Source organism: Blautia luti (genome assembly GCF_033096465.1).
GTDB lineage: Bacteria > Bacillota > Clostridia > Lachnospirales > Lachnospiraceae > Blautia_A > Blautia_A luti.
Genome location: NZ_AP028156.1, coordinates 2594486 through 2618012, shown reverse-complemented (window position 1 = coordinate 2618012; position 23527 = coordinate 2594486). Strand labels below are relative to the sequence as shown.

At 43.8% G+C, this 23527-nt stretch carries 20 protein-coding genes and 1 riboswitch; of the genes, 17 read left to right on the top strand and 3 right to left on the bottom strand.

Annotation, left to right across the window (positions count from 1 at the left end):
• The first annotated feature begins 9 nt into the window (after positions 1–9).
• The 12 genes from R8695_RS12085 (at position 10) to xerD (ending at position 13926) form a co-directional block, all read left to right on the top strand.
• Positions 10–870, top strand: coding sequence for an NAD(+)/NADH kinase (locus R8695_RS12085; protein ID WP_118508396.1), 861 nt, complete (start codon positions 10–12; stop codon positions 868–870).
• A gap of 12 nt (positions 871–882) precedes the next feature.
• Entirely contained in the window at positions 883–1341 is a 459-nt protein-coding gene (gene argR / locus R8695_RS12080; RefSeq protein WP_118508397.1) for an arginine repressor, read from the top strand.
• Positions 1342–1398: 57 nt separating this feature from the next.
• Positions 1399–3090, top strand: coding sequence for a DNA repair protein RecN (gene recN / locus R8695_RS12075; protein WP_154780246.1), 1692 nt, complete (start codon positions 1399–1401; stop codon positions 3088–3090).
• Positions 3091–3188: 98 nt separating this feature from the next.
• Positions 3189–4397 carry a SpoIVB peptidase gene (gene spoIVB / locus R8695_RS12070; protein ID WP_118508399.1) on the top strand — a complete coding sequence of 403 codons (1209 nt, stop codon included), beginning with the start codon at positions 3189–3191 and terminating at the stop codon, positions 4395–4397.
• A 144-nt stretch (positions 4398–4541) separates the two neighbouring features.
• Positions 4542–4617: riboswitch (cyclic di-GMP riboswitch) on the top strand.
• 130 nt (positions 4618–4747) lie between these two features.
• Entirely contained in the window at positions 4748–6076 is a 1329-nt protein-coding gene (locus R8695_RS12065; RefSeq protein WP_154780247.1) for a diguanylate cyclase, read from the top strand.
• 209 nt (positions 6077–6285) lie between these two features.
• Positions 6286–7092, top strand: coding sequence for a sporulation transcription factor Spo0A (gene spo0A, locus R8695_RS12060; protein ID WP_118508401.1), 807 nt, complete (start codon positions 6286–6288; stop codon positions 7090–7092).
• A 53-nt stretch (positions 7093–7145) separates the two neighbouring features.
• Positions 7146–8600 carry a glycogen synthase GlgA gene (gene glgA, locus R8695_RS12055; protein WP_118508402.1) on the top strand — a complete coding sequence of 485 codons (1455 nt, stop codon included), beginning with the start codon at positions 7146–7148 and terminating at the stop codon, positions 8598–8600.
• 199 nt (positions 8601–8799) lie between these two features.
• Positions 8800–9873: a recombinase RecA gene (gene recA, locus R8695_RS12050; RefSeq protein ID WP_118508403.1), complete on the top strand. Its 1074-nt coding sequence runs from the start codon at positions 8800–8802 to the stop codon at positions 9871–9873.
• A 2-nt stretch (positions 9874–9875) separates the two neighbouring features.
• A complete protein-coding gene (locus R8695_RS12045; protein WP_118508404.1) occupies positions 9876–10379 on the top strand; it encodes a regulatory protein RecX in 504 nt (167 codons plus the stop codon).
• Between the two features lie 95 nt (positions 10380–10474).
• Positions 10475–12034, top strand: a complete 1560-nt coding sequence (gene rny, locus R8695_RS12040) for a ribonuclease Y (RefSeq protein ID WP_118508405.1) — start codon at positions 10475–10477, stop codon at positions 12032–12034.
• A gap of 113 nt (positions 12035–12147) precedes the next feature.
• Positions 12148–12747, top strand: a complete 600-nt coding sequence (locus R8695_RS12035; RefSeq protein ID WP_243139508.1) for a stage II sporulation protein M — start codon at positions 12148–12150, stop codon at positions 12745–12747.
• Positions 12748–13041: 294 nt separating this feature from the next.
• A complete protein-coding gene (gene xerD / locus R8695_RS12030; protein WP_118508406.1) occupies positions 13042–13926 on the top strand; it encodes a site-specific tyrosine recombinase XerD in 885 nt (294 codons plus the stop codon).
• 40 nt (positions 13927–13966) lie between these two features.
• Here the strand turns inward: xerD and R8695_RS12025 are convergent, their stop codons facing one another.
• Both R8695_RS12025 and R8695_RS12020 read right to left on the bottom strand, forming a co-directional pair.
• On the bottom strand, positions 13967–14998 hold the full coding sequence (locus R8695_RS12025; RefSeq protein ID WP_118508407.1) for a 3-deoxy-7-phosphoheptulonate synthase: 1032 nt from the start codon (positions 14996–14998) through the stop codon (positions 13967–13969).
• Positions 14999–15087: 89 nt separating this feature from the next.
• Positions 15088–16416, bottom strand: coding sequence for a polysaccharide biosynthesis protein (locus R8695_RS12020; RefSeq protein ID WP_154780248.1), 1329 nt, complete (start codon positions 16414–16416; stop codon positions 15088–15090).
• Positions 16417–16551: 135 nt separating this feature from the next.
• On the opposite strand from R8695_RS12020, the gene R8695_RS12015 reads away from it, so the two are divergent.
• The 4 genes from R8695_RS12015 to R8695_RS12000 all read left to right on the top strand — a co-directional run bounded on the left by R8695_RS12015 (position 16552) and on the right by R8695_RS12000 (position 21325).
• The gene (locus R8695_RS12015) at positions 16552–16992 is read left to right on the top strand and encodes an RrF2 family transcriptional regulator (RefSeq protein WP_118508409.1); all 441 of its coding nucleotides are present in this window, start codon (positions 16552–16554) and stop codon (positions 16990–16992) included.
• A gap of 52 nt (positions 16993–17044) precedes the next feature.
• Complete coding sequence (gene nifS / locus R8695_RS12010; protein WP_118508410.1) at positions 17045–18226, top strand: cysteine desulfurase NifS; 1182 nt, start codon at positions 17045–17047, stop codon at positions 18224–18226.
• Between the two features lie 47 nt (positions 18227–18273).
• Positions 18274–18723, top strand: coding sequence for a Fe-S cluster assembly scaffold protein NifU (gene nifU, locus R8695_RS12005; protein ID WP_008704067.1), 450 nt, complete (start codon positions 18274–18276; stop codon positions 18721–18723).
• 139 nt (positions 18724–18862) lie between these two features.
• Positions 18863–21325 carry a cation-translocating P-type ATPase gene (locus R8695_RS12000; RefSeq protein WP_154780249.1) on the top strand — a complete coding sequence of 821 codons (2463 nt, stop codon included), beginning with the start codon at positions 18863–18865 and terminating at the stop codon, positions 21323–21325.
• A 77-nt stretch (positions 21326–21402) separates the two neighbouring features.
• On the opposite strand, the gene R8695_RS11995 is transcribed toward R8695_RS12000, so the two are convergent.
• Positions 21403–22221 carry a histidinol-phosphatase HisJ family protein gene (locus R8695_RS11995; protein WP_118508412.1) on the bottom strand — a complete coding sequence of 273 codons (819 nt, stop codon included), beginning with the start codon at positions 22219–22221 and terminating at the stop codon, positions 21403–21405.
• Between the two features lie 248 nt (positions 22222–22469).
• Between R8695_RS11995 and gap the strand changes: the two genes are divergently transcribed.
• Positions 22470–23489 (top strand): type I glyceraldehyde-3-phosphate dehydrogenase, encoded by a 1020-nt coding sequence (gene gap / locus R8695_RS11990; RefSeq protein ID WP_008704062.1) that lies wholly within the window; start codon positions 22470–22472, stop codon positions 23487–23489.
• The last annotated feature ends 38 nt before the right edge of the window (positions 23490–23527 follow it).

Genomic DNA, 23527 nt, shown 5'->3' with positions numbered 1-23527 from the left:
CGGACAGATATGGACAGGTTTTATATTATTACAAACAGCGATAAAGATCCCAGTATGGAGATCACAGGGAAGATCGTTGATTATTTAAAAGAATATAAAAGAAGCTGTGAAATACAGCAGGCTTCCAGACAGCATGAGGGAACTTATCATTATACAGATCCATCCCTGATCCCCGATGGTGTTCAGTGCATTATTGTTCTGGGCGGAGATGGAACTCTTCTTCAGGCTGCCAGGGATGTAGTGCACAGAGAGATCCCTCTTTTGGGAATCAATCTTGGACAGCTGGGATTTCTGGCAGAAGTGGATCTGCAGTCTCTTTACAGTGCGCTGGACCAGCTTATGGCAGATGACTATGAGGTAGAAGAGCGGATGATGCTGGAAGGATGTGTGTACCGTGGAGATGAATTGATCGGGAAAGATATTGCCCTGAATGATATTGTGATCGGCAGGGACGGACATTTGAGAGTGGTACGTTTCAAAAATTACGTAAATGATGTATATCTTAATTCTTATAATGCAGATGGAATCATCATTTCCACACCTACAGGATCTACAGGTTACAGTCTGTCGGCAGGAGGTCCTATTGTATCACCGAATGCAGCCATGACCATTATGACACCTATTGCCCCTCATACTCTGAATACAAGAAGCATTATTTTTCCGTCAGAAGATGTGATCACTGTGGAGATCGGCAAAGGCAGACACTGTGACTGTGAGAAAGGCCTTGCCTCTTTTGACGGAGCCTCTTCTATAGGAATGGTCACAGGGGATTGTATTGTGATCCGGCAGGCGAAGGTAAAGACCAGGATCCTGAAGCTGAACCATTTAAGCTTCGTGGAAGTTCTTCGACGGAAAATGAGGGACAGTTAAGGAGGAAGCGGCATGAAGGTTGCGAGACATGAGAAGATCATAGAACTGATTCATCAATATGATATAGATACACAGGAGGAACTGGCTTCCAGGTTAAATGAAGCCGGATTTAAAGTGACCCAGGCAACAGTTTCCAGAGATATCCGTGCACTGAAGCTGACCAAGGTGGCAGGAAAAGACGGAAAATCCCGTTATGCGATCATTAACAATGAGTCCGGAAGTCTCAGTGCGAAATACACAAGGGTGCTGGAAGATGCACTTTTGTCTATTGATGTAGGACAGAACATTATTGTGATCAAAACAGTATCAGGTATGGCAATGGGGGTAGCTACAGCGTTGGATGCACTGAAATGGCCGGAGATCCTGGGATGTATCGCAGGTGACGATACAATTATGTGTGCTGCCAAGAATACAGACATGGCGCTTGGCGCTGCTGAGAAGCTGAGAAGCTTTGTAAGACTGAACCAATAACATTAGATTAAGACATAAGGCCCCGGAAACGGGGCCATTCGTATCAGGAGGAAAGAAATGTTAGCACATCTCCATGTAAAAAATCTTGCACTGATAGAAGAGATCGAGGTGGAATTCGGACCGGGACTTAATATCCTTACAGGTGAGACCGGTGCAGGTAAATCCATTCTTCTGGGTTCCATGCAGCTGATCCTGGGAGCCAAGATTTCCAGAAACATAATAAGAGAAAATGCTCCTTATGCTTTGGTGGAACTGCTTTTTCAGGTAGAGAATGAGAAAGCCAGGGAAGCCCTTGCTGCCATGGACTTTTATCCGGAGGACGGGCAGGTGCTTTTGTCCAGAAAGATCATGGACGGAAGGAGTATCAATAAGATCAATGGAGAAACCAGTACTGTAAGCCAGATGAAGGCAGCAGCAGCTTGTCTGCTGGACATTCACGGACAGCATGAACATCAGTCACTGCTGTATCAGGATAAGCAGCTTGAGATATTGGATGCATACGGGAGAGAGAAGATTCTTCCTGCGAAGGAAAAAGTCCGCCAGGCGTATAAAGAATACAGTGTCTGCAGAAACGAACTGGATTCCATGGATATAAATGAGGAACAGAGAAACAGAGAAGCTGCGTTTCTGGAGTTCGAGATCAAAGAAATAGAGAAAGCAGCCCTGCAGCCGGGAGAAGACGAAGAGCTGGAGTGCCGTTACCGCAAAATGAACAATGCAAAGCAGCTGACAGATTCTCTGCTGCTGGTACATAAACTGACAGGTTATGACACTACAGAAGGAGCAGGAGAAACAGTGGGAGAAGCCATAAGGGAACTGGTCCGTGTGACCCAGTTTGATGAGGGGCTTGCACCGTTAGAAGAGACATTGACTTCCGTGGATGGTCTGCTGAATGACTTTAACAGGGAACTTTCTGCTTATCTGGAAGACCTTACCTTCGATGAAGGGGAATTCTATGAGACAGAGAGAAGATTGGATCTTATCAATGGGCTGAAGGCGAAATATGGACGTACCATTGAAGAAATCGGTGCATACTGCAGCCAGCAGAAAGAAAAACTGGAAAAACTTCGCAGATTTGAAGAAAATTTACAGGAAATGAAAGACCGTCTTGCAAAACTGGAAAAAATTCTCTTTGAAAATTCGGATAAACTGTCCAGGATCCGCAGAGAATATAGCAGCCAGCTTGAGCAGAAAGTGATTCAGGGACTGAAAGATCTAAATTTTCTTGATGTAAATTTTGCCATTGATTTCCAGAGAAAGAAAAATTATACAGACAATGGCTTTGATGACATCGGTTATCTGATCTCCACCAATCCGGGAGAGAGCCTGAAACCGTTAGGTCAGATCGTATCCGGCGGTGAACTTTCCAGGATCATGCTTGCGCTGAAAGCAATTCTGGCAGACAGAGACCAGATCGAAACACTGATCTTCGACGAGATCGACACAGGTATCAGCGGAAGAACTGCACAGAAAGTATCAGAGAAAATGGCTGTGATCGGACAGCATCACCAGGTACTTTGCATTACACATCTGCCTCAGATCGCAGCTATGGCAGACAGTCATTTCGAGATTGAAAAGCATCTGAAAGGTACAGAAACCATTACCCAGATCCATGTACTTTCTGAAGAAGATTCTGTCCGTGAACTGGCAAGGCTTCTCAGCGGAACAGAGATCACACCGGCTGTTCTGGAAAATGCAAAAGAAATGAAAGAATTGGCACAGAAACAAAAAAATACAAGATTGAAATAAAATATTTGACCGCATACTAAGAGAGGATCATCTGAAAAGAGAATCCTCTCTTTTTTCTGATCATACCTGAAAGATTATACCTGAAAGGATGTGCAGAAATGAACAGAAGAAAAAAATACCGGCTGTTTCTGATGTGTTTCCTGGTTCTTGATCTCCTTGTAATGGCATTTCTGGGATATCAGTATCTCAACCGTAAAATACCGGATGAGATCCAGGTTTCAAGACAAAACAGTACAGATGTGTCAGAGCTCCTTTCCAATCCTTTTGTAACCTTTGATGAGGCTGTGCCTGTTTCAGGTGACGGAGGGTATGTACTGCCCTGCAGACTTCTTGGATATCTGCCTTTCAAAGAAGTAAAAGTAACCCCTGTGGATGACAGGGAAGTGTATGTCAGTGGAAATACCATAGGGATCTATATGGAAACAAAGGGTGTACTGGTTATTGATACAGGAGAGATACAGGCTGAAGATGGTGAAACGAAAGAGCCATCCAGAAATATTGTCCGTCCGGGAGATTATATTGTAGCATTTAATGATCAGAAGGTTACAGACAAAAAAGAACTGATCAGGGATCTGGAAAACATGAATGGAGAAGCAGTTACGCTGAAAGTCAACAGAGATGGTGAGACGCTGCCTGTTTCTGTCACACCTGCCAAAGATGCCTCCGGCAGCTACAAACTTGGACTGTGGGTAAGAGATGACACCCAGGGGATCGGAACGCTGACCTATGTGAATGGGAACGGCAGCTACGGTGCACTGGGGCATGGGATCAGTGATATTGATACAGCAGATCTTCTGGAAATATCAGGAGGTGCTTTGTATAAAGCACAGGTTCTGGCAGTGAATAAAGGCAGCAAAGGAAATCCGGGGGAACTGGCAGGACTGATCCGTTACGAGGAAAGAAATCTTCTGGGGACTATTACAGAAAATAACAAAAACGGCATTTACGGACAGCTTTATACAAATGAAGAAAACAGTATTTCTCTGAGAAAAATGCCGGCAGCACATAAGCAGGAAGTGCACACCGGAGATGCCACGATCCTGGCGTGTGTGGATGGACAGGTAAAGGAATATGCAGCAGAGATCAAAAGGATCGATCTGAACCATGAAGATACCAATAAGAGCTTTGTGATCCAGATAACAGACGAAAATCTTCTGGAACTGACCGGAGGCGTGGTCCAGGGAATGTCCGGGTCGCCTATTTTGCAGGATGGAAAAGTAGTTGGCGCAGTTACCCATGTGTTTGTGCAGGATTCCACCAGTGGATATGGGATATTCATAGAAAATATGCTGAACCATGAGAAATAGGACAAAAAGACGCTGCCCGTGCAGCGTTTTTGTCGTTACTGCAGATAATATTTTTTGACTTTCCTCCGGGTATGTGCTATAGTAATAATATTATGAGTTAGATTTTCGTGTGAAAAGCGGCAGATTGTCTGATGAGAAGTATTGTATAAGATATGGCAAAACAATCGAAAGGTTGCGACGCAAAGCTATAGGGTCTGTAAAATGACAGCCAGCTGCAGGGAGTTAATCAAAAGTATTGTTATTGTTATAACAATACTTTTTTTCGTTGCAAAAAAGAAATACATATAAACCAATACTGTGGGCAGGAAGCAAAGCTGCCGCAGGATTTACAGATAGAGGATGATAGGAATATGACAATGCAGGAAGCAAAGCAAACCATGCGGTATATGGAGTCTGTATTTGATGTAGTGCGTCTTCTGGAAGCTGATACATTAAGAGAGATCCATTATGGAGATTATACGTCCAAGGAGCCAAAAGCCCCCTGTCAGTGCTACGATTTCTGGAAGAAAAGCAGTCCGTGCGAGAATTGTGTATCTATACGTGCACTGGAGGAAAAGAACAGAAAAGTAAAAATGGAATTTATTGATTCTGTACTTTACCAGGTGATTGCAAAATATATGGAGATTGACGGCAGAGAGTATGTCATGGAGATGATCAACTGCCTGGACGATGAACTGATCCTGGATCCTCAGGGCAAAAACCGTCTGCTGAAAAAAATAAGCGGATACCAGGAAGCTCTGTATACAGATGCCCTTACAGGTGCATCCAATCGGCATTTCTATGAGAATATGATCAAAAATATGAAAACTCCTGCAGGAGTTGCAATGATCGATCTGGATGATTTCAAGTTATATAATGATACTCTTGGGCATAAAGTGGGAGATCTGGTGCTACGTACGGTAGCAGAAGTTATCAGAAGCTGTATCCGTAAAACAGATATTCTGATCCGGTACGGAGGGGATGAATTCATCCTGATCATGGCTGATGTAGAACCGGAGATTTTTACCCGGAAGCTGAAAAGTATCAGCAGGAAGGTGCAGGAGGCAAAAGTGCCTGGCTATCCCAGACTGAAGATGTCTGTCAGTATAGGCGGCGTAATGTCAGAAGGAGACACGATAGAAGAAGCGATCAGCCGTGCAGATCATTTTATGTATATGGCGAAAAATAAGAAGAACATGGTCGTTACAGAGGAGAACAGCACCGGCGGGAAGCTGGAAGGCAGAAAAGAGAAATTCTTTGAAGATTTACGGCCGAAGATCCTGATCATAGATGATTCAGAGATGAACCGTGCCATTCTCAGGGAGGTACTGGGAGAAGAATTTGCTGTCCTAGAAGCTGCCAACGGAGAAGAAGGCCTGGAATACCTTGAAGAGCATGAAGAAGATATTTCACTGGTGCTTCTGGATATTATCATGCCTGTGATGGATGGTTTCGAGGTTCTGCGGGTAATGTCTGAGAAGAATTTCCTGGACAATATTCCGGTGATCATGATTTCCAGTGAGGAATCAGAGACCTATGTGAAAAAAGCCTATGAAATGGGAGCCATGGATTATATCAACCGTCCGTTCGATGCCCAGGTAGTATACAGACGGGTATTTAACACCATAAAGCTCTATGCGAAACAGAGAAGACTGATCGCCCTGGTAACAGACCAGATCAAAAGTGAACTGAAAAAATAAAGAAAAATGCGATTGCTGTCCGGTAAGATATATTCGTGGCGAATGATGAAAATAAAAGCCAGATAAGCGCAGATAAGCGCGATGGAAAATGGGTCTGACCTCCCTGATTCGGCTTGATTTCTCCCTTATCGTTCCTCTATAATATGTGATGTGCCAAAAAAACAGGAACAAAAATATAGAGGATTTAGATCAGGGAGGAGGCTGGCCTCATGGAAAAATTAAATGTGGCGGTTGCGGACGATAATGAGAGAATGGTGGAAGTACTTGGAAAGATCATCGAAGAAGATAAGGATCTGGAACTGGTTGGCAAAGCCCATAATGGAGAAGAAATCTGTAATATTATAAGGGAAAAAGAGCCGGACGTTGTGGTATTGGACATTATTATGCCGAAGATGGACGGCCTGGCAGTGATGGAACGTTTTGTCCATGACAGCAGTTTGAAGAAAATACCGGCGTTTATTGTAGTTTCCGCTGTAGGAAAAGAGAGGATCACGGAAGATGCATTCAGTCTGGGAGCGGATTATTATGTGCTGAAACCTTTTGACAACAGGATGCTGTTAAATCGGATCAAGCATGTGAGAAGCTTAGGAGACAGGAAATTCAGACAGATCAGCAGACAGACAGAAGTAAAAGAAGAAAATACCATGACCCAGGGAAATCTGGAGACAGATGTAACGAACATCATTCATGAGATAGGTGTTCCGGCACATATCAAAGGATATCAGTATCTGCGAGATGCCATTATCCTGTCTGTAAATGATATGGAAATGCTGAATTCCATTACGAAGATTCTGTATCCCACCATTGCGAAACGGCATCAGACAACTTCCAGCAGAGTGGAGAGAGCGATCCGCCATGCCATTGAAGTAGCGTGGAGCAGAGGAAAGATGGATACGATCGATGAGCTTTTCGGATATACGGTAAGCACAGGAAAAGGTAAGCCTACGAATTCTGAATTTATTGCACTGATCGCAGATAAAATCAGACTGGAATATAAAAATCGCACTTTCCAATAGGCGTTTTTTGGAGTATAATTGTAGTATAAAGGCTACCAAGGAGGGTTTTACGCATGAAAAATATTTTATTTGCAACATCTGAAGCAGTTCCGTTTATCAAAACAGGAGGACTGGCAGATGTAGCAGGCGCTTTACCGAAATATTTCGACAAGAGATATTTCGATATTCGTGTGATCTTACCGAAATATGCCTGTATGAAACAGGAATGGAAAGATAAAATGGAATACGTCACACATTTCTACATGGATCTGGGATATAAGAACTGCTATGTAGGAATTATGCATATGGAGTATGATGGAATTCAGTTCTATTTCATTGACAATGAATACTATTTCAGTGGTCCGAAACCATATGACAGTGCTCCGTGGGATCTGGAGAAATTTGCATTCTTTTCCAAAGCAGTATTATCCGTACTTCCGGTGATCGGATTCAGACCGGATGTGATCCACTGTCATGACTGGCAGACAGGACTTGTCCCTGTATATCTTCATGACAGCTTCCAGCAGAATGAATTTTTCTGGAATATCAAGACGATCATGACAATACATAACCTGAAATTCCAAGGCGTCTGGGATGTGAAGACTGTACAGGATATCACAGGTCTTTCTGATTATTATTTCACTTCAGACAAGCTGGAAGCTTACAAGGATGCCAATTTCCTTAAGGGAGGTATCGTATTTGCGGATGCTGTGACAACTGTCAGCAATACTTATGCAGAGGAGATCAAGACACCGTTCTACGGCGAACGCCTTGACGGCCTGATGTGTGCCCGGGCTAACAGTCTGAGAGGAATTGTCAATGGTATTGACTACAATATCTTTAATCCGGAGACTGATCCATATATCACGAAGAACTATAACGCGACAACCTTCCGCAAGGAAAAAGTAAAAAATAAGATCCAGCTTCAGAAGGATCTGGGACTGGAAGAAAATCCGAAGGCAATGATGATCGGTATCGTTTCACGTCTGACAGACCAGAAGGGCTTTGACCTTATCGCATATGTGATGGATGAACTCTGCCAAGATGCAGTGCAGATCGTAGTTCTCGGAACCGGTGATGAACGTTATGAGAATATGTTCCGTCATTTCGACTGGAAATACCATGGAAAGGTTTCTGCCCAGATCTATTATGACGAATCGATGTCACACCGTATTTATGCTGCTTCTGATGCATTCCTTATGCCGTCTCTGTTCGAGCCATGCGGTTTAAGCCAGCTGATGAGCCTTCGTTACGGAACTCTTCCGATCGTCCGTGAAACAGGTGGTCTGAAAGATACAGTGGAACCGTTTAATGAATATGAAGGAACAGGTACAGGATTCTCCTTCCGCAACTACAATGCCCATGAGATGCTCAATACAGTACGGAATGCAGAGAGGATCTACTACGATAAGAAACGTGAATGGAATAAGATGGTTGACCGTGCTATGGCAGCAGATTTTTCCTGGAACAATTCCGCACGTCAGTATGAAGAGATGTATAACTGGCTGATCGGTGATAAACCGGAATAAACAGAATAGAAAGAATTTTACGAAAGAACGGGAAATGCATGGCAGAGACTGTGCACCCGTTCTTTTTATGCCAAAATCACCCGGGCAGGATTATTTCCTGAAATTTACGGAAAAGCTTGACATCCGGAAAAAAGTATAATACTATATTAAAAGAAAACACGAACATAGGTTCGAAATATATGCAAGGAGATTAATATAGATGATAAATGAAGAAAAACAGAAAGCATTAGAGGCAGCTCTTGGACAGATTGAGAAGCACTATGGCAAGGGATCTGTCATGAAACTGGGAGAATCCAGCACGAATATGCAGGTGGAGACAGTCCCTACAGGTTCTTTAAGCCTGGATATTGCCCTTGGAGTCGGGGGAGTACCCAAGGGACGTATTATCGAGATCTACGGACCGGAATCCAGTGGTAAGACGACAGTTGCCCTCCATATGGTAGCGGAAGTCCAGAAGAGAGGCGGGATCGCAGGATTTATTGATGCGGAACATGCCCTCGATCCTGTATATGCCAGAAATATCGGAGTAGATATTGACAATTTATATATTTCACAGCCGGATAACGGGGAACAGGCACTGGAGATCACTGAGACTATGGTTCGTTCAGGAGCTGTGGATATTGTGATCGTGGACTCTGTTGCAGCCCTGGTACCGAAAGCGGAGATTGATGGAGATATGGGAGACAGCCATGTAGGTCTTCAGGCCCGTCTGATGTCCCAGGCCCTTCGTAAGCTTACAGCAGTGATCAGTAAATCCAACTGTGTGGTAATCTTTATCAATCAGCTTCGTGAGAAGGTGGGCGTGATGTTCGGTAATCCGGAAACCACTACAGGCGGACGTGCACTGAAATTTTATTCTTCCGTACGTCTGGATGTACGCAGGGTAGAGACTCTGAAGCAGGGCGGAGAGATGGTCGGAAACCACACCAGGATCAAGGTCGTTAAGAATAAAGTGGCACCGCCGTTCAAGCAGGCAGAATTTGATATTATGTTCGGCACAGGTATTTCGAAGGAAGGCGATATCCTGGATCTGGCAGCGGACTGTGGTATCGTGAACAAGAGCGGAGCATGGTATGCCTATAACGGAGATAAGATCGGACAGGGACGTGAGAATGCGAAACTGTTCCTGAAGGAACATACGGACATCTGCGACGAAATCGAGAAGAAGGTACGTATTCATTATCATCTTCTTCCTGATGAGGAGGCAGCAGAAACTGCTGAGGGCACTGAGAATACAGGTGCTGAAACAGAAACCGAAACAGCAGAGGATTGATCATGCAGTTTCTGTCAGAAGAGCATAAGCGAGCAGCGAAGAAAGCGATGAAACTTCTGGAACATATGGACCGTACAGAGAAGGGACTGCGGGACAGACTGCATCAGGCCGGATTTGGGCAGGATGCCATAGAGGCAGCCATGGCATATGTGGAGTCCTATGGATACATAGATGACTACCGCTATGCCAGAACCTATATTGCTTACAGGATGGATTCGAAGAGCCGCCAGAAAGTGCTGCAGGAGCTGGCTGCGAAAGGAGTAGATCGTTCTGTGGCAGCAGCAGCCTGGGAAGAAGAGGCAGCCCTTCACGCACCGGATGAACGGGAGATCCTGCGCAGGGAAGTGGAGAAGAAATATGCTCCCGGAGCCAGACTGGATGAGAAAGAAATGCGCAGGCTTTACGGATATCTTGGAAGAAGAGGATTTCAGTTTTCTGATATTTCCGGTGTTCTGGAAGAACTGAAGATACAGGTCACCCCGTACAGCAATACCGAAAATTCTTGAAACAATTCCCTAGAAAAACTTGACATAAGTATCAAAAAAAGATAAACTTGTATTGTTGTATTTGTACAATGAAAACTAAATAAGGAGGTGCTCCTGTGACAACAACAATTATTGTTGCAATTGTCGCTGTGGTAGTCGCGCTACTTATTGCGGTTCCTGTTACTTGCAAAGTTGCTGTGAACAACAAGATTCAGAAAGATGCTGAAATCGTTGGAACAGCAGAAGACAAAGCAAGAAGCATCATAGATGAAGCTCTGAAAACAGCTGAGACTAAAAAAAGAGAAGCTTTATTGGAAGTGAAGGAAGAATCTCTCCGTACAAAAAATGAACTGGAGAAAGAAACCAAGGAACGAAGAAACGAACTGCAGAAGTATGAAAACCGTGTATTGGCCAAAGAATCCGCGGTGGACAAGAAAGCAGATGCAGTGGAGAAGCGTGAGGCGGAATGCACAGCGAGAGCAGCTGAGGTGCAGAAAAAAGAAAAACGGGTAGAAGAACTTGAGCAAAAAGGAGTACAGGAACTGGAACGAGTTTCAGGTCTGACCTCCGAACAGGCAAAAGAAGAATTACTCAGATCCGTTGAAGATGATGTAAAAGTGGATGTAGCCAGACTCTACAGAGAACTGGAAAGCAGAGCCAAGGAAGAAGCAGGAAAGAAAGCCAAAGAATATGTGGTCAATGCCATTCAGAAGTGTGCAGTGGATCATGTATCTGAGACTACTATTTCTGTGGTACAGCTTCCAAGTGATGAGATGAAGGGAAGGATCATCGGTCGTGAAGGCCGTAATATCCGTACGCTGGAAACTCTCACAGGTGTAGATCTTATTATTGACGATACACCGGAAGCAGTTGTATTGTCTGCATTTGATCCAATCCGTCGTGAGATTGCCCGTGTGGCACTTGAGAAACTGATCGTAGATGGACGTATCCATCCGGCCAGAATCGAAGAGATGGTGGAGAAGGCACAGAAAGAAGTAGAGGCACAGATCCGTGAAGACGGTGAAACAGCAGCTATGGATGTAGGTGTCCATGGTATTCATCCGGAATTACTGAAACTTCTGGGACGTATGAAATTCCGTTCGAGCTATGGACAGAATGCATTAAAGCATTCCATCGAGGTAGCACAGCTTTCAGGAATGCTGGCTGGTGAAGTTGGTGTAGATGTCCGCATGGCGAAGAGAGCTGGTCTTCTTCATGACATTGGTAAATCCATTGACCATGAGGTAGAGGGCTCACATATTCAGATCGGTGTTGACCTTTGTAAGAAATACAAAGAATCCCCTATCGTTATCAATACGGTTGCATCCCATCATGGTGATGTAGAACCGGAGTCACTGATTGCATGCATTGTACAGGCCGCAGATGCAATTTCTGCTGCAAGACCTGGTGCAAGACGTGAAACTCTGGAAACATATACCAACCGACTGAAACAGCTGGAAGACATTACCAATCAGTTTAAGGGTGTTGAGAAATCTTTTGCTATTCAGGCAGGAAGGGAAATTCGTGTGATGGTAGTACCGGATCACGTAAGTGATGCAGATATGGTTCTGTTGGCAAGAGATATTGCCAAACAGATTGAAGCAGAGCTTGAATATCCTGGTCAGATTAAGGTTAATGTAATTCGCGAAAGCAGAGCAGTTGACTATGCGAAATAATTAGTTCTTTGCAGATATAAATCCTGCAGATTGTATAGAAAGATACGGTCTGCAGGATTTTTTTGTGTGCATATCCCGGACTGGTCTCCCATAGACTGGTACAGGGTGAAGCCATGAAACAAAGCGAAATTATGAAAAAGAAAACCAGATTTCCTGCACTGATCCTGTTTTTGTGTGGGTTTCTGACTGGAAATCTTATACCAAATATTCTCTGGAAAATAAAGTGGCAGCAGAAAACGCTGGCAAGTATCTATTTCTTAAGCATATTTGCAGCCGGAAATATTTCAGGTACAGAATATTTAAAAGAACTCATAAAGATCCGGGGTAGTCTGTTTATCCTGAGTGTTCTCTGTGGGTTTTCGATTTTCGGGGTTCCATTGGCTGTTGCAGGAATGCTGTTTCTGGGATTTATCATAGGCACGGTAGCTGCCATGTCCATTCTGCAATTTGGATTTGCCGGCGGTCTGATCGGAGCAGGTCTGTTGCTGCCGCAGTATCTTTTTTATATTCCAGTGTGGATGTATCTGATGGCACAGGTATGGGAATTATCCTTGGGGATCTGGAGAAATAAAGGCCTGTTTCCCGGAAGATGCAGAAGATATCTTATAAGCGCCGGGATTGCCCTGCTGGTATATGCTGCCGGAATACTCACAGAATGTTATATAAATCCGTGGATCGCAGAAAAACTTCTGACTTTTGTTGATTTCTTTTAGAAAGTTAAAAATTTTTCAGGAAGAGGATATACAAGATTTTGTAGAGGTTGTCATAAAATATCCGATATATGGTACATAATGTCGGAACAGCCCGGATTTAGTGGATTTCTGTAAAAAAAGGGTTTGATTTTATGTCAAATTAACAGTATAATACAGGTACGTTTTAATGGAATCATGCGGCAGGCAGATCGCGGATTCCCGCCTGGGCGAGAACAAAAAGGATAAAAGAGAAGCTGTAGAGGGCGAATACAGTTGACAATAATGAGAATATAAAGGGAACGGGAAGTATAACATATGGATATAGAGATAAGGGAGTTTGTTGCATATCTGCATAATATAAAGAAGATGTCTGCCAATACCGAGGTATCCTACCAACGGGATCTGAAGAAAATGGCAGAATTTCTGGGAGATCGCGGAGTAAAGGATCTGAAAGAAGTAAGAGAACTGGAACTTGAGGGATACATCAGCTACATGGAACGGGAACATTTTGCTTCCTCTTCTATTTCAAGAAGTGTGGCATCTATCAGGGCTTTTTTTAATTACCTGTGGAAAGAAGGACATATCAGTAAAGATCCTGCAGAGAATCTGAAGCCGCCGAAAGTGGAGAAGAAAGCACCGGAGATCCTTACTATCGAGGAAGTGGATAAACTGCTTCAGCAGCCGGATTTGAATACTGTAAAAGGGATCAGGGATTCTGCCATGCTGGAACTTTTGTATGCCACCGGAATGCGTGTCAGCGAGATGCTTCATCTGCAGATCACAGATGTGAATCTGCAATTCGGATATGTAGTGTGTCATGAGAATGGAAAAGAGAGGATTATTCCTATCGGTGTTCCCTGTAAGAAAGCGATGGAACATTATCTGGAGTCTGCCAGAAATGTATTTGTAAAAGATCAGCAGGAATCTGCACTGTTTACCAACTGTTCCGGTAAAGCGATGAGCCGTCAGGGATTCTGGAAAGTATTAAAAGGATATGCAGACAGCGCAGGGATCAAGAGAGATATCACACCGCACACACTGAGGCATTCCTTTGCCGTACATATGCTCCAGAATGGAGCAGATATCAGAAGCGTACAGGAAATGCTGGGACATTCGGATATCTCCACCACACAGATCTATCTGGGCGTGAATATGAATAAAATGAGAGACGTGTACATGAAAAATCATCCACGCCATTAAAAAAGCTTCGACAGCCGAAAGGCTGCCGGAGCTTTTAAGTTTAGCACATTTCTGCGATAGTATACAGAAGCTTCTCGGATTCCTCCCATCCAAGGCATGGATCTGTGATAGATTTTCCATAAATATGGTCGCAGCCAATTTTCTGATTGCCAGGTTCAATATAGCTTTCGATCATAAGACCTTTCACCAGAGTATGAAGTTCAGGGTCTACCTGGCGGCTGTGGAGAACTTCTTTGGCAATACGAACCTGCTGATCATACTGCTTGTTGGAGTTGGAATGGTTGGTGTCTACAATGACTGCCGGGTTTTTTAAATTCTTCTGCTGATATTTTTCCCAGAGAAGACGCAGATCTTCATAATGATAATTCGGGATTGCTTCTCCGTGCTTGCTTACAGCACCACGGAGAATGGTATGTGCCAGTTCATTACCGGTAGTTTCTACTTCCCAACTTCTGTAGATAAAACGATGACCGCCCTGAGCTGCCACGACTGAGTTTAACATAACTGCCAGGTCACCGCTGGTAGGGTTCTTCATACCTGCAGGAACTTCCATGCCGCTGACTGTAAGACGATGCTGCTGATCTTCTACAGAACGTGCACCTACTGCAACATAGGAAAGCAGGTCAGAAAGATAACGGTAGTTCTCCGGATAAAGCATTTCATCTGCACAGGTCATACCGCTGGTCTGGATCGCATGAATATGCATCTTACGGATAGCAATCAGGCCGGCCAGAAGGTTCGGCTGTTTTTCCGGATCCGGCTGGTGGACCATACCTTTGTATCCTTCACCTGTTGTTCTTGGTTTATTTGTATAAACACGAGGAACGATCAGAACCTTGTCAGCTATTTTTTCCTGAACCTTGCGTAATCTTGTAAGGTAATCCAGTACAGCATCCTCATTGTCTGCTGAACAAGGACCGATGATTGCAAGAAATTTGTCTGATCTGCCTGTAAAAACGTCTCGAAGTTCCTGGTCTCTTGCATCTTTAATGGCCTGAATTTCAGCATCGATGGGATACTGATTGCGAATTTCTTCAGGGGTTGGTAATTTTTTGATAAAATCGAATCCCATGTTTGTATCTCCTTTGTTTCTTATTCCGTTGTACTTCAACCGTTAATTATAAACGATTCTAAACAGAATGTCGATAGAAAAAATATTTTTCAGTGTTTTTCGGAAAGGTTACCAAGAGCAGAGAGCGCAATGATATGCAGTACTGTAAGGATAAGTTCGCTGAATAGTATCCCGTACAGATATCCCCGGATTCCGAAAATCGGTATGGCAAAGAGTACAAAAGCTACCCGGATACATAGGCTGACTGCACTGTGTATCAGACAGATCCCGGATCTTCCCAGACCATTCAGCACGCTGGTGAGGGTAGTATTGAGATACAGGAATGGACAGATAAAGGACATAGTGCGGATATACGTGCCTGCAGTAGTGCTGTGGAATAAAAAAATCCCCATATATTTTCCAAAGAACAGGAAAAGGAGCATACAGGCACCGCCTAAAAATACACAATACCGGAAAATTTGACGGATCACATACCGGATCCTTTTCTGATATCCCAGAGTCTGCAGTTCTGTGACAGAAGGAAGAAGCATTACGGAAACAGAATTGGTAAGGGTTGCAGGAAACAGGATCAGGGGCAGGGCCATTCCTGTAAAAATACCGTAAATACTTAAAGCGTCCGATGCATTTAATCCTGACATCTGAAGCCTGCCGGGGATCAGGATGACCTCCATGCTTCCCAGTACAGTCAGAAGAATTTTGTTAAGAGAAAGGGGAACAGAGATATGAAACAGTTCTTTTAACAGCACAAGAGGTTTTTGAAGCTGAAAAAAGGAATAATGTATCTCTTTAAAATGCATACTGATAAAAAAGAGAGAAGCAATGCAGGCAGCAGTTTCCCCGATGAGATTTCCTCCTGCTGCCATAAGAGGTGTGACGGTACGTTTTTCTGAGATACAGACAAGATAGATCACATAACAGCCGCCTACACGGAAAGCCTGTTCCAGAAGCTGGATCCCGGCAGGCAGTCCGGCTTTCTTTCTGCCGAAATAATAACTGTTGATGCAGGTATGCAGGGTGCTTAAAGGAACGGCGGGAGCCATCATCCGGATCAGTGAAGCAGTCCGTGGTTCCTTCAGGATTTTCACAGCCCAGAAATCAGCCCTGTAATAGAAAAGAAAGGACAGGACTAAAGAAAAAAGTACAGAAAACAAAGTTCCGGATATGAAATAATCCCCTGCTCTTCCTGGACAACCCAAAGCTTTCCTGGATGCGGTAAGGCGGGAAATGGCAGTCTGGATCCCGGATGCACAGAATGCCAGTGCAAGAATCTGCAGCGGCATAACAAGCTGAAAAATTCCAAGTCCTTCTGCACCAATCGTATGAGAAAGGAATATTCTGTAAAAGAAACCTATGAGCCTGCTTGCCAGACCTGCAAAGGTAAGCAGCAGAGTTCCTTTGATAAAGAGCTTTTTGGACATAATCTTGAGACCTTGATTTAGACCTTAACCTTTTTGCCAATATATGCATAAAACAGCCTTGACAGAACTGCATCTTTCTGATAAAGTAGTCATGAAATCCGAGGGAAACACTGGGAATTAGAACGAGGTGAGAAAATGAAGCTGTCAACAAGAGCACGCTATGGTTTGAAAGCACTGATCGATCTGGGGTTACACAGCGAGAATGAAGCAGTGTCTTTACAGAGCATTGCGGAGAGACAGGATATTTCCACAAGCTACCTCGAACAGCTTATGGCCATGCTTAAGAAAGCAGGGCTGGTAAAGAGCAGCAGAGGTGCTTACGGCGGTTACCAGCTTGGCAAGCCGGCAGATGAGATCTCAGTCGGTGAAGTCCTGCGTGTGCTGGAGGGCAGCCTGGAAGCAGCAGCCTGTCCCGGGATTGAGAATGACGGAACCTGTCACGGCAGTGATGTGTGTGTGGCGAAACTCGTCTGGAAAAGAATTAACGACAGCATTACCAATGCTGTTGATACCCTGATGCTTGGTCAGCTGATCGAAGAGAGCAGAAGAGTACATGAAGAAAAACAGCAGGTCTGAACACGAAGGAAGTTGTGTCGGACATACTTAAATAAAACAGGAGGACAAGAAAATGGGAAAAATGATTTATCTGGACAATGCAGCAACAACTAAAACAGCACCGGAGGTTGTCCAGGCTATGCTGCCATATTTTTCGGAATTTTATGGCAACCCGTCTAGTATTTATGATTTTGCAGGTAAGAGCAAAGAAGCAGTTACTAAGGGAAGAGAGCAGATTGCTGAAGTCCTTGGCGCCAAGAAAGAGGAAATTTATTTTACAGCAGGTGGCTCCGAGTCTGATAACTGGGCTCTGAAAGCCACTTTTGAAGCATATAAATCAAAAGGAAACCACATCATCACAACGAAGATAGAGCATCATGCAATTCTTCATACATGCGAATATCTGGAGAAACGCGGTGCGAAGATCACATACGTAGATGTAGATGAGAATGGTATTGTGAAACTGGATGAACTTGAGAAAGCCATCACACCGGAGACAATCCTGATCTCCGTAATGTTTGCAAACAATGAGATTGGATCTATCCAGCCGATCAAAGAAATTGGACGTATTGCGAAAGAGCACGGTGTTCTTTTCCACACAGATGCTGTTCAGGCTTTCTGTCAGGTCCCGATCAATGTAGATGAGTGCAATATCGATATGTTAAGCTCCAGTGGACATAAGATCAACGGACCGAAAGGAATCGGTTTCCTCTACATCCGTAAAGGTGTTAAGATCCGTTCCTTCGTACATGGCGGTGCACAGGAGCGTAAACGTCGTGCAGGTACAGAAAACGTACCGGGAATCGTCGGATACGGCGTAGCAGCAGCACGTGCAAATGCTTCCATGAAAGAACGTACAGAGAAAGAAATCGTTATCAGGGATCATCTCATCCAGAGGATCGAAGCAGAGATTCCTTATGTAAAGGTAAACGGTGACCGTGTAAAACGTCTTCCGAACAACGTAAATGTCAGCTTCCAGTTCGTAGAAGGTGAGTCATTGCTGCTTATGCTTGATAACTATGGAATCTGTGCATCCAGTGGATCTGCTTGTACATCAGGTTCTCTTGATCCGTCTCATGTGCTTCTGGCAATCGGCCTGCCTCATGAGATCGCACATGGTTCTCTGCGTATGACACTCAGCGAAGAGACAACAATGGAAGATGTGGACTTCGTAGTAGACAGACTGAAAGAAATCGTGGCACACTTAAGAAGCATGTCTCCATTATATGAAGACTTCATGAAAAAACAGAAATAAATATCATTAATAGGACAGTAATGTCAGGATAACAGGAGGAAACACAAATGGCTTACAGTGAGAAAGTAATGGATCATTTTCAGCATCCACGTAATGTTGGAGAAATAGAGAACGCAAGCGGCGTAGGTACAGTAGGAAATGCAAAATGCGGTGATATCATGAGAATCTTCCTTGATATTGACGATGAAACACATATCATCAAAGACTGCAAATTTAAAACATTCGGCTGTGGCGCAGCAGTTGCAACAAGCAGCATGGCAACAGAGATGGTAATGGGAAAAACAATCGAAGAAGCTATGGAAGTTACAAATAAAGCAGTTATGGAAGCACTTGACGGACTTCCGCCAGTGAAAGTTCACTGTTCCCTGCTTGCAGAAGAGGCAATCCATGCAGCTTTATGGGATTATGCCCAGAAACATCATATTGAGATCAAGGGTCTTAAGAAACCGAAGTCTGATATCCATGAAGGAGAAGAGGCTGAAGAGGAAGAATATTAATAAAAAATATTTTTTCAGCAGTCCTGAATCCAATATCGGATCGCAGTCGTTATATTAAGTAAAGAGGGCGGGTGATACTCATCATCTGCCCTTATTAATATATATAACAGAAATTTTGATATTTCCACTGGAGGTAATAATGACAGGACTTACAAATGAACAGGTACAGGAAAGAATTGCAGAAGGTAAAGTCAATGCCAACGAAAATCCTAATACCAGAACCTATAAGCAGATCATCAGGGAGAATACGCTTACATTCTTCAATTTCCTGAACCTGGTGCTGCTGGTTCTGGTACTTTTTGTACGTTCCTACAAGAATTCCATGTTTATGGGGATCATTCTGATCAACACGGTGATCGGAATCATTCAGGAAGTACGTGCCAAAAAGACCATTGATAAGCTGGCAATCCTTACAGAAAGCAAAACCGTTGTACTGCGCGAAGGCAAAAAATGGAACATTTCAACAGAGAAACTGGTAATAGATGATCTGATCTTTCTGAAAACAGGAGATCAGGTTCCGGCTGATGTGAAGATCCTGGAAGGATCTGTGGAGGTGAATGAATCTCTTCTGACAGGAGAGTCAGATAATCTGGCAAAGAATCCAGGGGATGAACTTTTTTCCGGCAGTTTCGTGACATCGGGAGAAGCCTGTTGTCAGGTGATCCATGTGGGAAAAGATAACTATGCTTCCCAGATCACCAGTGAGGCCAAAGAATTTAAACGTCATAATTCAGAACTCCGTAATTCTCTGAATGCGATTCTGAAGGTGATCAGCATTATCATTGTACCTCTTGGTGCAATGCTCTTTTATAAACAGTATTATATTGTCGGGGATACGTTAAAGGATTCCGTAGTAAATATGGTTGCTGCAGTTCTGGGCATGATTCCTGAAGGCCTGGTGCTTTTGACCAGTGTGGCATTAACACTGGGTTCCATGGTTCTGGCAACCAAGAAGACGCTGGTGCAGGAACTTTATTGCATTGAGACGCTGGCTCGGGTTGATACACTTTGTCTGGATAAAACAGGCACTATCACAGAGGGAACCATGAAAGTGGAAGATGTGCAGCTGTATGAAAGTGGACAGGATTCCGGAGAGAAAACTATTGATACAGATGCAGAAACAGAAGCCGGATCTGACAGCATGGAAGATGCCACATCAGAAGCTGATAAAAAGAAGCTGCAGGAGATGGAACATATTATGGAAAATCTGATGTCAGTTCTCCATGACCAGAATGCGACGGCAGATGCTTTGCGAAAACGCTTTCCGGCCAAATCAGACCTGAAGCTGGTTCATGCCATACCATTTTCCTCAGACCGGAAATACAGCGGTGCTGTGTTTGAAGAAAAGGGTACTTATCTGATAGGAGCTGCGCAGTTCCTTTTTCCGGAAGGAAATGAAGAACTTCTTGCGCATTGCAGCACTTATGCAGAAGAAGGTTTTCGTATTCTGATCCTGGCACACAGTGATGAGGAAACAGAAAGCACAAAACTTCCGGCAGGGCTGGAACCTGTGGGACTGTTTCTGATCACAGATGTGATTCGGGAGGAAGCACCGGATACGCTGGCGTTTTTTGACAGTCAGGGTGTTGATCTGAAAGTGATTTCCGGAGATGATCCTGTAACAGTTTCTGCCATTGCGAAGAAAGCAGGACTGAAGAATGCGGATCATTATATTGATGCAACAACCATTACGACACCGGAAGAAATGCAGCGGGCAGTGGCAGAGTGCAGTGTATTCGGCAGAGTAACACCACAGCAGAAGAAACAGATGGTACAGGCACTGCAGGCACAGAAACATACAGTTGCCATGACCGGTGATGGCGTAAATGATGTACTTGCCTTAAAGGAAGCAGACTGCAGTATTGCCATGGCAGCCGGAAGTGATGCAGCCAAGAACATTGCCAATGTGGTACTGCTGGATTCCAATTTTGGGGCAATGCCTCATATTGTAAATCAGGGCCGCCGCGTAGTGAATAACATTCGAAGTGCAGCATCCATGTTCCTGATCAAGACGATCTTTTCCGTTCTTTTGTCATTGATCACGATCTTTTTCGGAGATGCCTATCCCTTTGAGCCGATCCAGATGTCTCTGATCAGTGCATGTGCGGTAGGGATTCCTACATTTCTGCTGACACAGGAGAATAATTACGATAAGATTGACCATACATTCCTGAGACATGTGTTTATGAATGCATTTCCGGCGGCAGTTACCATCACAGGATGCGTATTTACCATTATGCTCGTATGTCAGAATGTATATCATTCCAATACGATGCTGAATACAGCCTGTGTGCTGGTAACCGGCTGGAATTATATGGCGGCACTGAGAACCGTATATTCTCCGCTGAACACCTATCGTAAAGTGATCATTTACGGAATGCAGTTTGTATTTTTTGGTGGAGCGGTAATTCTGCAAAATCTTCTTACGTTAGGTTCTCTGGAGTTCGGAATGATCATTCTGGTATTCCTGCTGATGACATTTTCACCTGTAGTGATCGAGGCGATTACAAGCTGGATCCGCAAAGGATATGAGAAATCTCTGGATAAAGACGAAGAAGACATGGGAGTTATTGGAAAATTTCTTAAAAGAGTCCAGAAATAAAGAGAAAAATCCTGCAATGTACAAGATAAGATCGTACATTGCAGGATTTTTGTATTTGCCCAACATTGCCGGTTTTCTCAAAGAGGCAGAAATTCAGGCTTATGTTCTTTAAACACTGTATAATAGCGGAATCCACAGCGGTCAAGAACCGCTTCTGCCCTGTCAAATGCATAGGCTGCTTTGTCAGGTGTGTGTGCATCAGCACCGATGGTGATGATCTCTCCCCCAAGTTCCCTGTATCTTCGGATAATTCCCACGCAGGGATTGGGCTCTCCCAGACCATAATGGTAGCCGCCGGTATTCAGCTCGATTCCTTTTCCCATGGAGATAAGCTTTTTCAGGATTTCGTCCAGAATGTCTTTGTAGCGGCCGTAAGAATATTCGCGGTTTTTATTTGAACCGTATCTTACAATATAGTCAATGTGACCATATACATCGAAATCTTTGCAGCAGGAAAGGTTTTCCAGGATGGATTCAAAGTATTCCATGTAGCAACGCGATTCCTTACGTCCCTGGAAAAATTCCGGATAATAAGGGTCGAAACCGTGGACCAGATGAGAAGAGCCAATGGCAAAATCAAAAGGAAATTCCTGCATAAGCGAATGAAAATAGTCGGCTAAATGCATCTGCAGGCCAAGTTCTATGCCGAAGCGTATCTGGATTTTATCTTTATATGTATCCTGAAGCTGAAAAAGCTTTTCCTGATAAGAGGGAATATCCAGCGAGAAGTCCAGACCGTCAGGAGTGGCAGGGTAGTCAGGATCAAGATGCTCTGTAAACGTGATTCCCTGGAGTCCGAGGAAAACTGCCTGCCGGATCATATCTTCCATGGGAGTGGGAGAATCGGCAGAAAAAGAGGAGTGCATATGGCAGTCCCACAAGATACGTCTGTTCATAAGATACCTCCATAGATCATGAAAATTTCAGGCAGTGCACGGTTTATTGTACTCTCATACAAAAAAGCACTGTACTGCATATAGAGTATAGCACATTATTTCTTTTTTTACGTATTTTTTATCTGTTTTTTAGAAAATGGTCTTGAATTTTTGTTTGGAATTATGTACAATACATTACAGGTTGATGATTCTTTAACAAACAAAGGATTACCATAATTAACCACTTAATTCATAGGAGGAATTTTATCATGGCAGTAAAAGTTGCAATCAATGGTTTTGGACGTATTGGACGTCTTGCATTCCGTCAGATGTTTGGAGCAGAAGGATTTGAAATCGTAGCAATCAACGATTTAACATCTCCTAAAATGCTTGCTCACTTATTAAAATATGATTCAACACAGGGAAAATATGCTCTTGCAGACACAGTAACAGCAGGAGAAGATTCCATCACAGTTGACGGAAAAGAAATCAAAATTTACGCAAAAGCTAACGCTGCTGAACTTCCATGGGGAGAAATCGGTGTAGACGTAGTTCTTGAGTGTACAGGATTCTATACATCCAAAGACAAAGCTCAGGCTCATATCGATGCAGGTGCTAAACACGTTATCATTTCCGCTCCGGCTGGAAACGACCTTAAGACAATCGTTTACAATGTAAACCATGAAACTCTTACAAAAGAAGACCACATCATCTCCGCAGCTTCTTGTACAACAAACTGCTTAGCTCCAATGGCTAAAGCATTAAATGACCTTGCTGCAATCAAATCTGGTATCATGTGCACAATCCATGCTTACACAGGCGATCAGATGACACTTGATGGACCACAGAGAAAAGGTGATTTAAGAAGATCCCGTGCAGCTGCAGTTAACATCGTTCCTAACAGCACAGGTGCTGCTAAAGCTATCGGTCTTGTTATCCCGGAACTGAACGGCAAATTAATCGGATCTGCTCAGCGTGTTCCTACCCCAACAGGTTCTACAACAATCTTAACAGCAGTTGTTGAAGGAAACGTAACAAAAGAACAGATCAACGCAGCTATGAAAGCAGCTTCTAATGAATCCTTCGGATACAACGAAGATGAAATCGTATCCAGCGATATCGTTGGTATGAGATTTGGTTCTCTGTTCGATGCTACTCAGACAATGGTTCTTCCACTTGAGAATGGCACAACAGAAGTACAGGTAGTTTCCTGGTATGACAACGAAAACTCCTACACAAGCCAGATGGTTCGTACAATCAAACATTTTGGTAAACTGCTGAACGCTTAATTTTCAGTAAGTGTAGAAGAATAGACTCCAACGAAGGG

Coding starts and splice junctions, on each gene's coding strand:
- R8695_RS12085 (WP_118508396.1), top strand. CDS start 10: ATGGACAGGTTTTATATTATTACAAACAGCGATAAAGATCCCAGTATG.
- argR (WP_118508397.1), top strand. CDS start 883: ATGAAGGTTGCGAGACATGAGAAGATCATAGAACTGATTCATCAATAT.
- recN (WP_154780246.1), top strand. CDS start 1,399: ATGTTAGCACATCTCCATGTAAAAAATCTTGCACTGATAGAAGAGATC.
- spoIVB (WP_118508399.1), top strand. CDS start 3,189: ATGAACAGAAGAAAAAAATACCGGCTGTTTCTGATGTGTTTCCTGGTT.
- R8695_RS12065 (WP_154780247.1), top strand. CDS start 4,748: ATGACAATGCAGGAAGCAAAGCAAACCATGCGGTATATGGAGTCTGTA.
- spo0A (WP_118508401.1), top strand. CDS start 6,286: ATGGAAAAATTAAATGTGGCGGTTGCGGACGATAATGAGAGAATGGTG.
- glgA (WP_118508402.1), top strand. CDS start 7,146: ATGAAAAATATTTTATTTGCAACATCTGAAGCAGTTCCGTTTATCAAA.
- recA (WP_118508403.1), top strand. CDS start 8,800: ATGATAAATGAAGAAAAACAGAAAGCATTAGAGGCAGCTCTTGGACAG.
- R8695_RS12045 (WP_118508404.1), top strand. CDS start 9,876: ATGCAGTTTCTGTCAGAAGAGCATAAGCGAGCAGCGAAGAAAGCGATG.
- R8695_RS12035 (WP_243139508.1), top strand. CDS start 12,148: ATGAAACAAAGCGAAATTATGAAAAAGAAAACCAGATTTCCTGCACTG.
- xerD (WP_118508406.1), top strand. CDS start 13,042: ATGGATATAGAGATAAGGGAGTTTGTTGCATATCTGCATAATATAAAG.
- R8695_RS12025 (WP_118508407.1), bottom strand. CDS start 14,998: ATGGGATTCGATTTTATCAAAAAATTACCAACCCCTGAAGAAATTCGC.
- R8695_RS12020 (WP_154780248.1), bottom strand. CDS start 16,416: ATGTCCAAAAAGCTCTTTATCAAAGGAACTCTGCTGCTTACCTTTGCA.
- R8695_RS12015 (WP_118508409.1), top strand. CDS start 16,552: ATGAAGCTGTCAACAAGAGCACGCTATGGTTTGAAAGCACTGATCGAT.
- nifS (WP_118508410.1), top strand. CDS start 17,045: ATGGGAAAAATGATTTATCTGGACAATGCAGCAACAACTAAAACAGCA.
- nifU (WP_008704067.1), top strand. CDS start 18,274: ATGGCTTACAGTGAGAAAGTAATGGATCATTTTCAGCATCCACGTAAT.
- R8695_RS12000 (WP_154780249.1), top strand. CDS start 18,863: ATGACAGGACTTACAAATGAACAGGTACAGGAAAGAATTGCAGAAGGT.
- R8695_RS11995 (WP_118508412.1), bottom strand. CDS start 22,221: ATGAACAGACGTATCTTGTGGGACTGCCATATGCACTCCTCTTTTTCT.
- gap (WP_008704062.1), top strand. CDS start 22,470: ATGGCAGTAAAAGTTGCAATCAATGGTTTTGGACGTATTGGACGTCTT.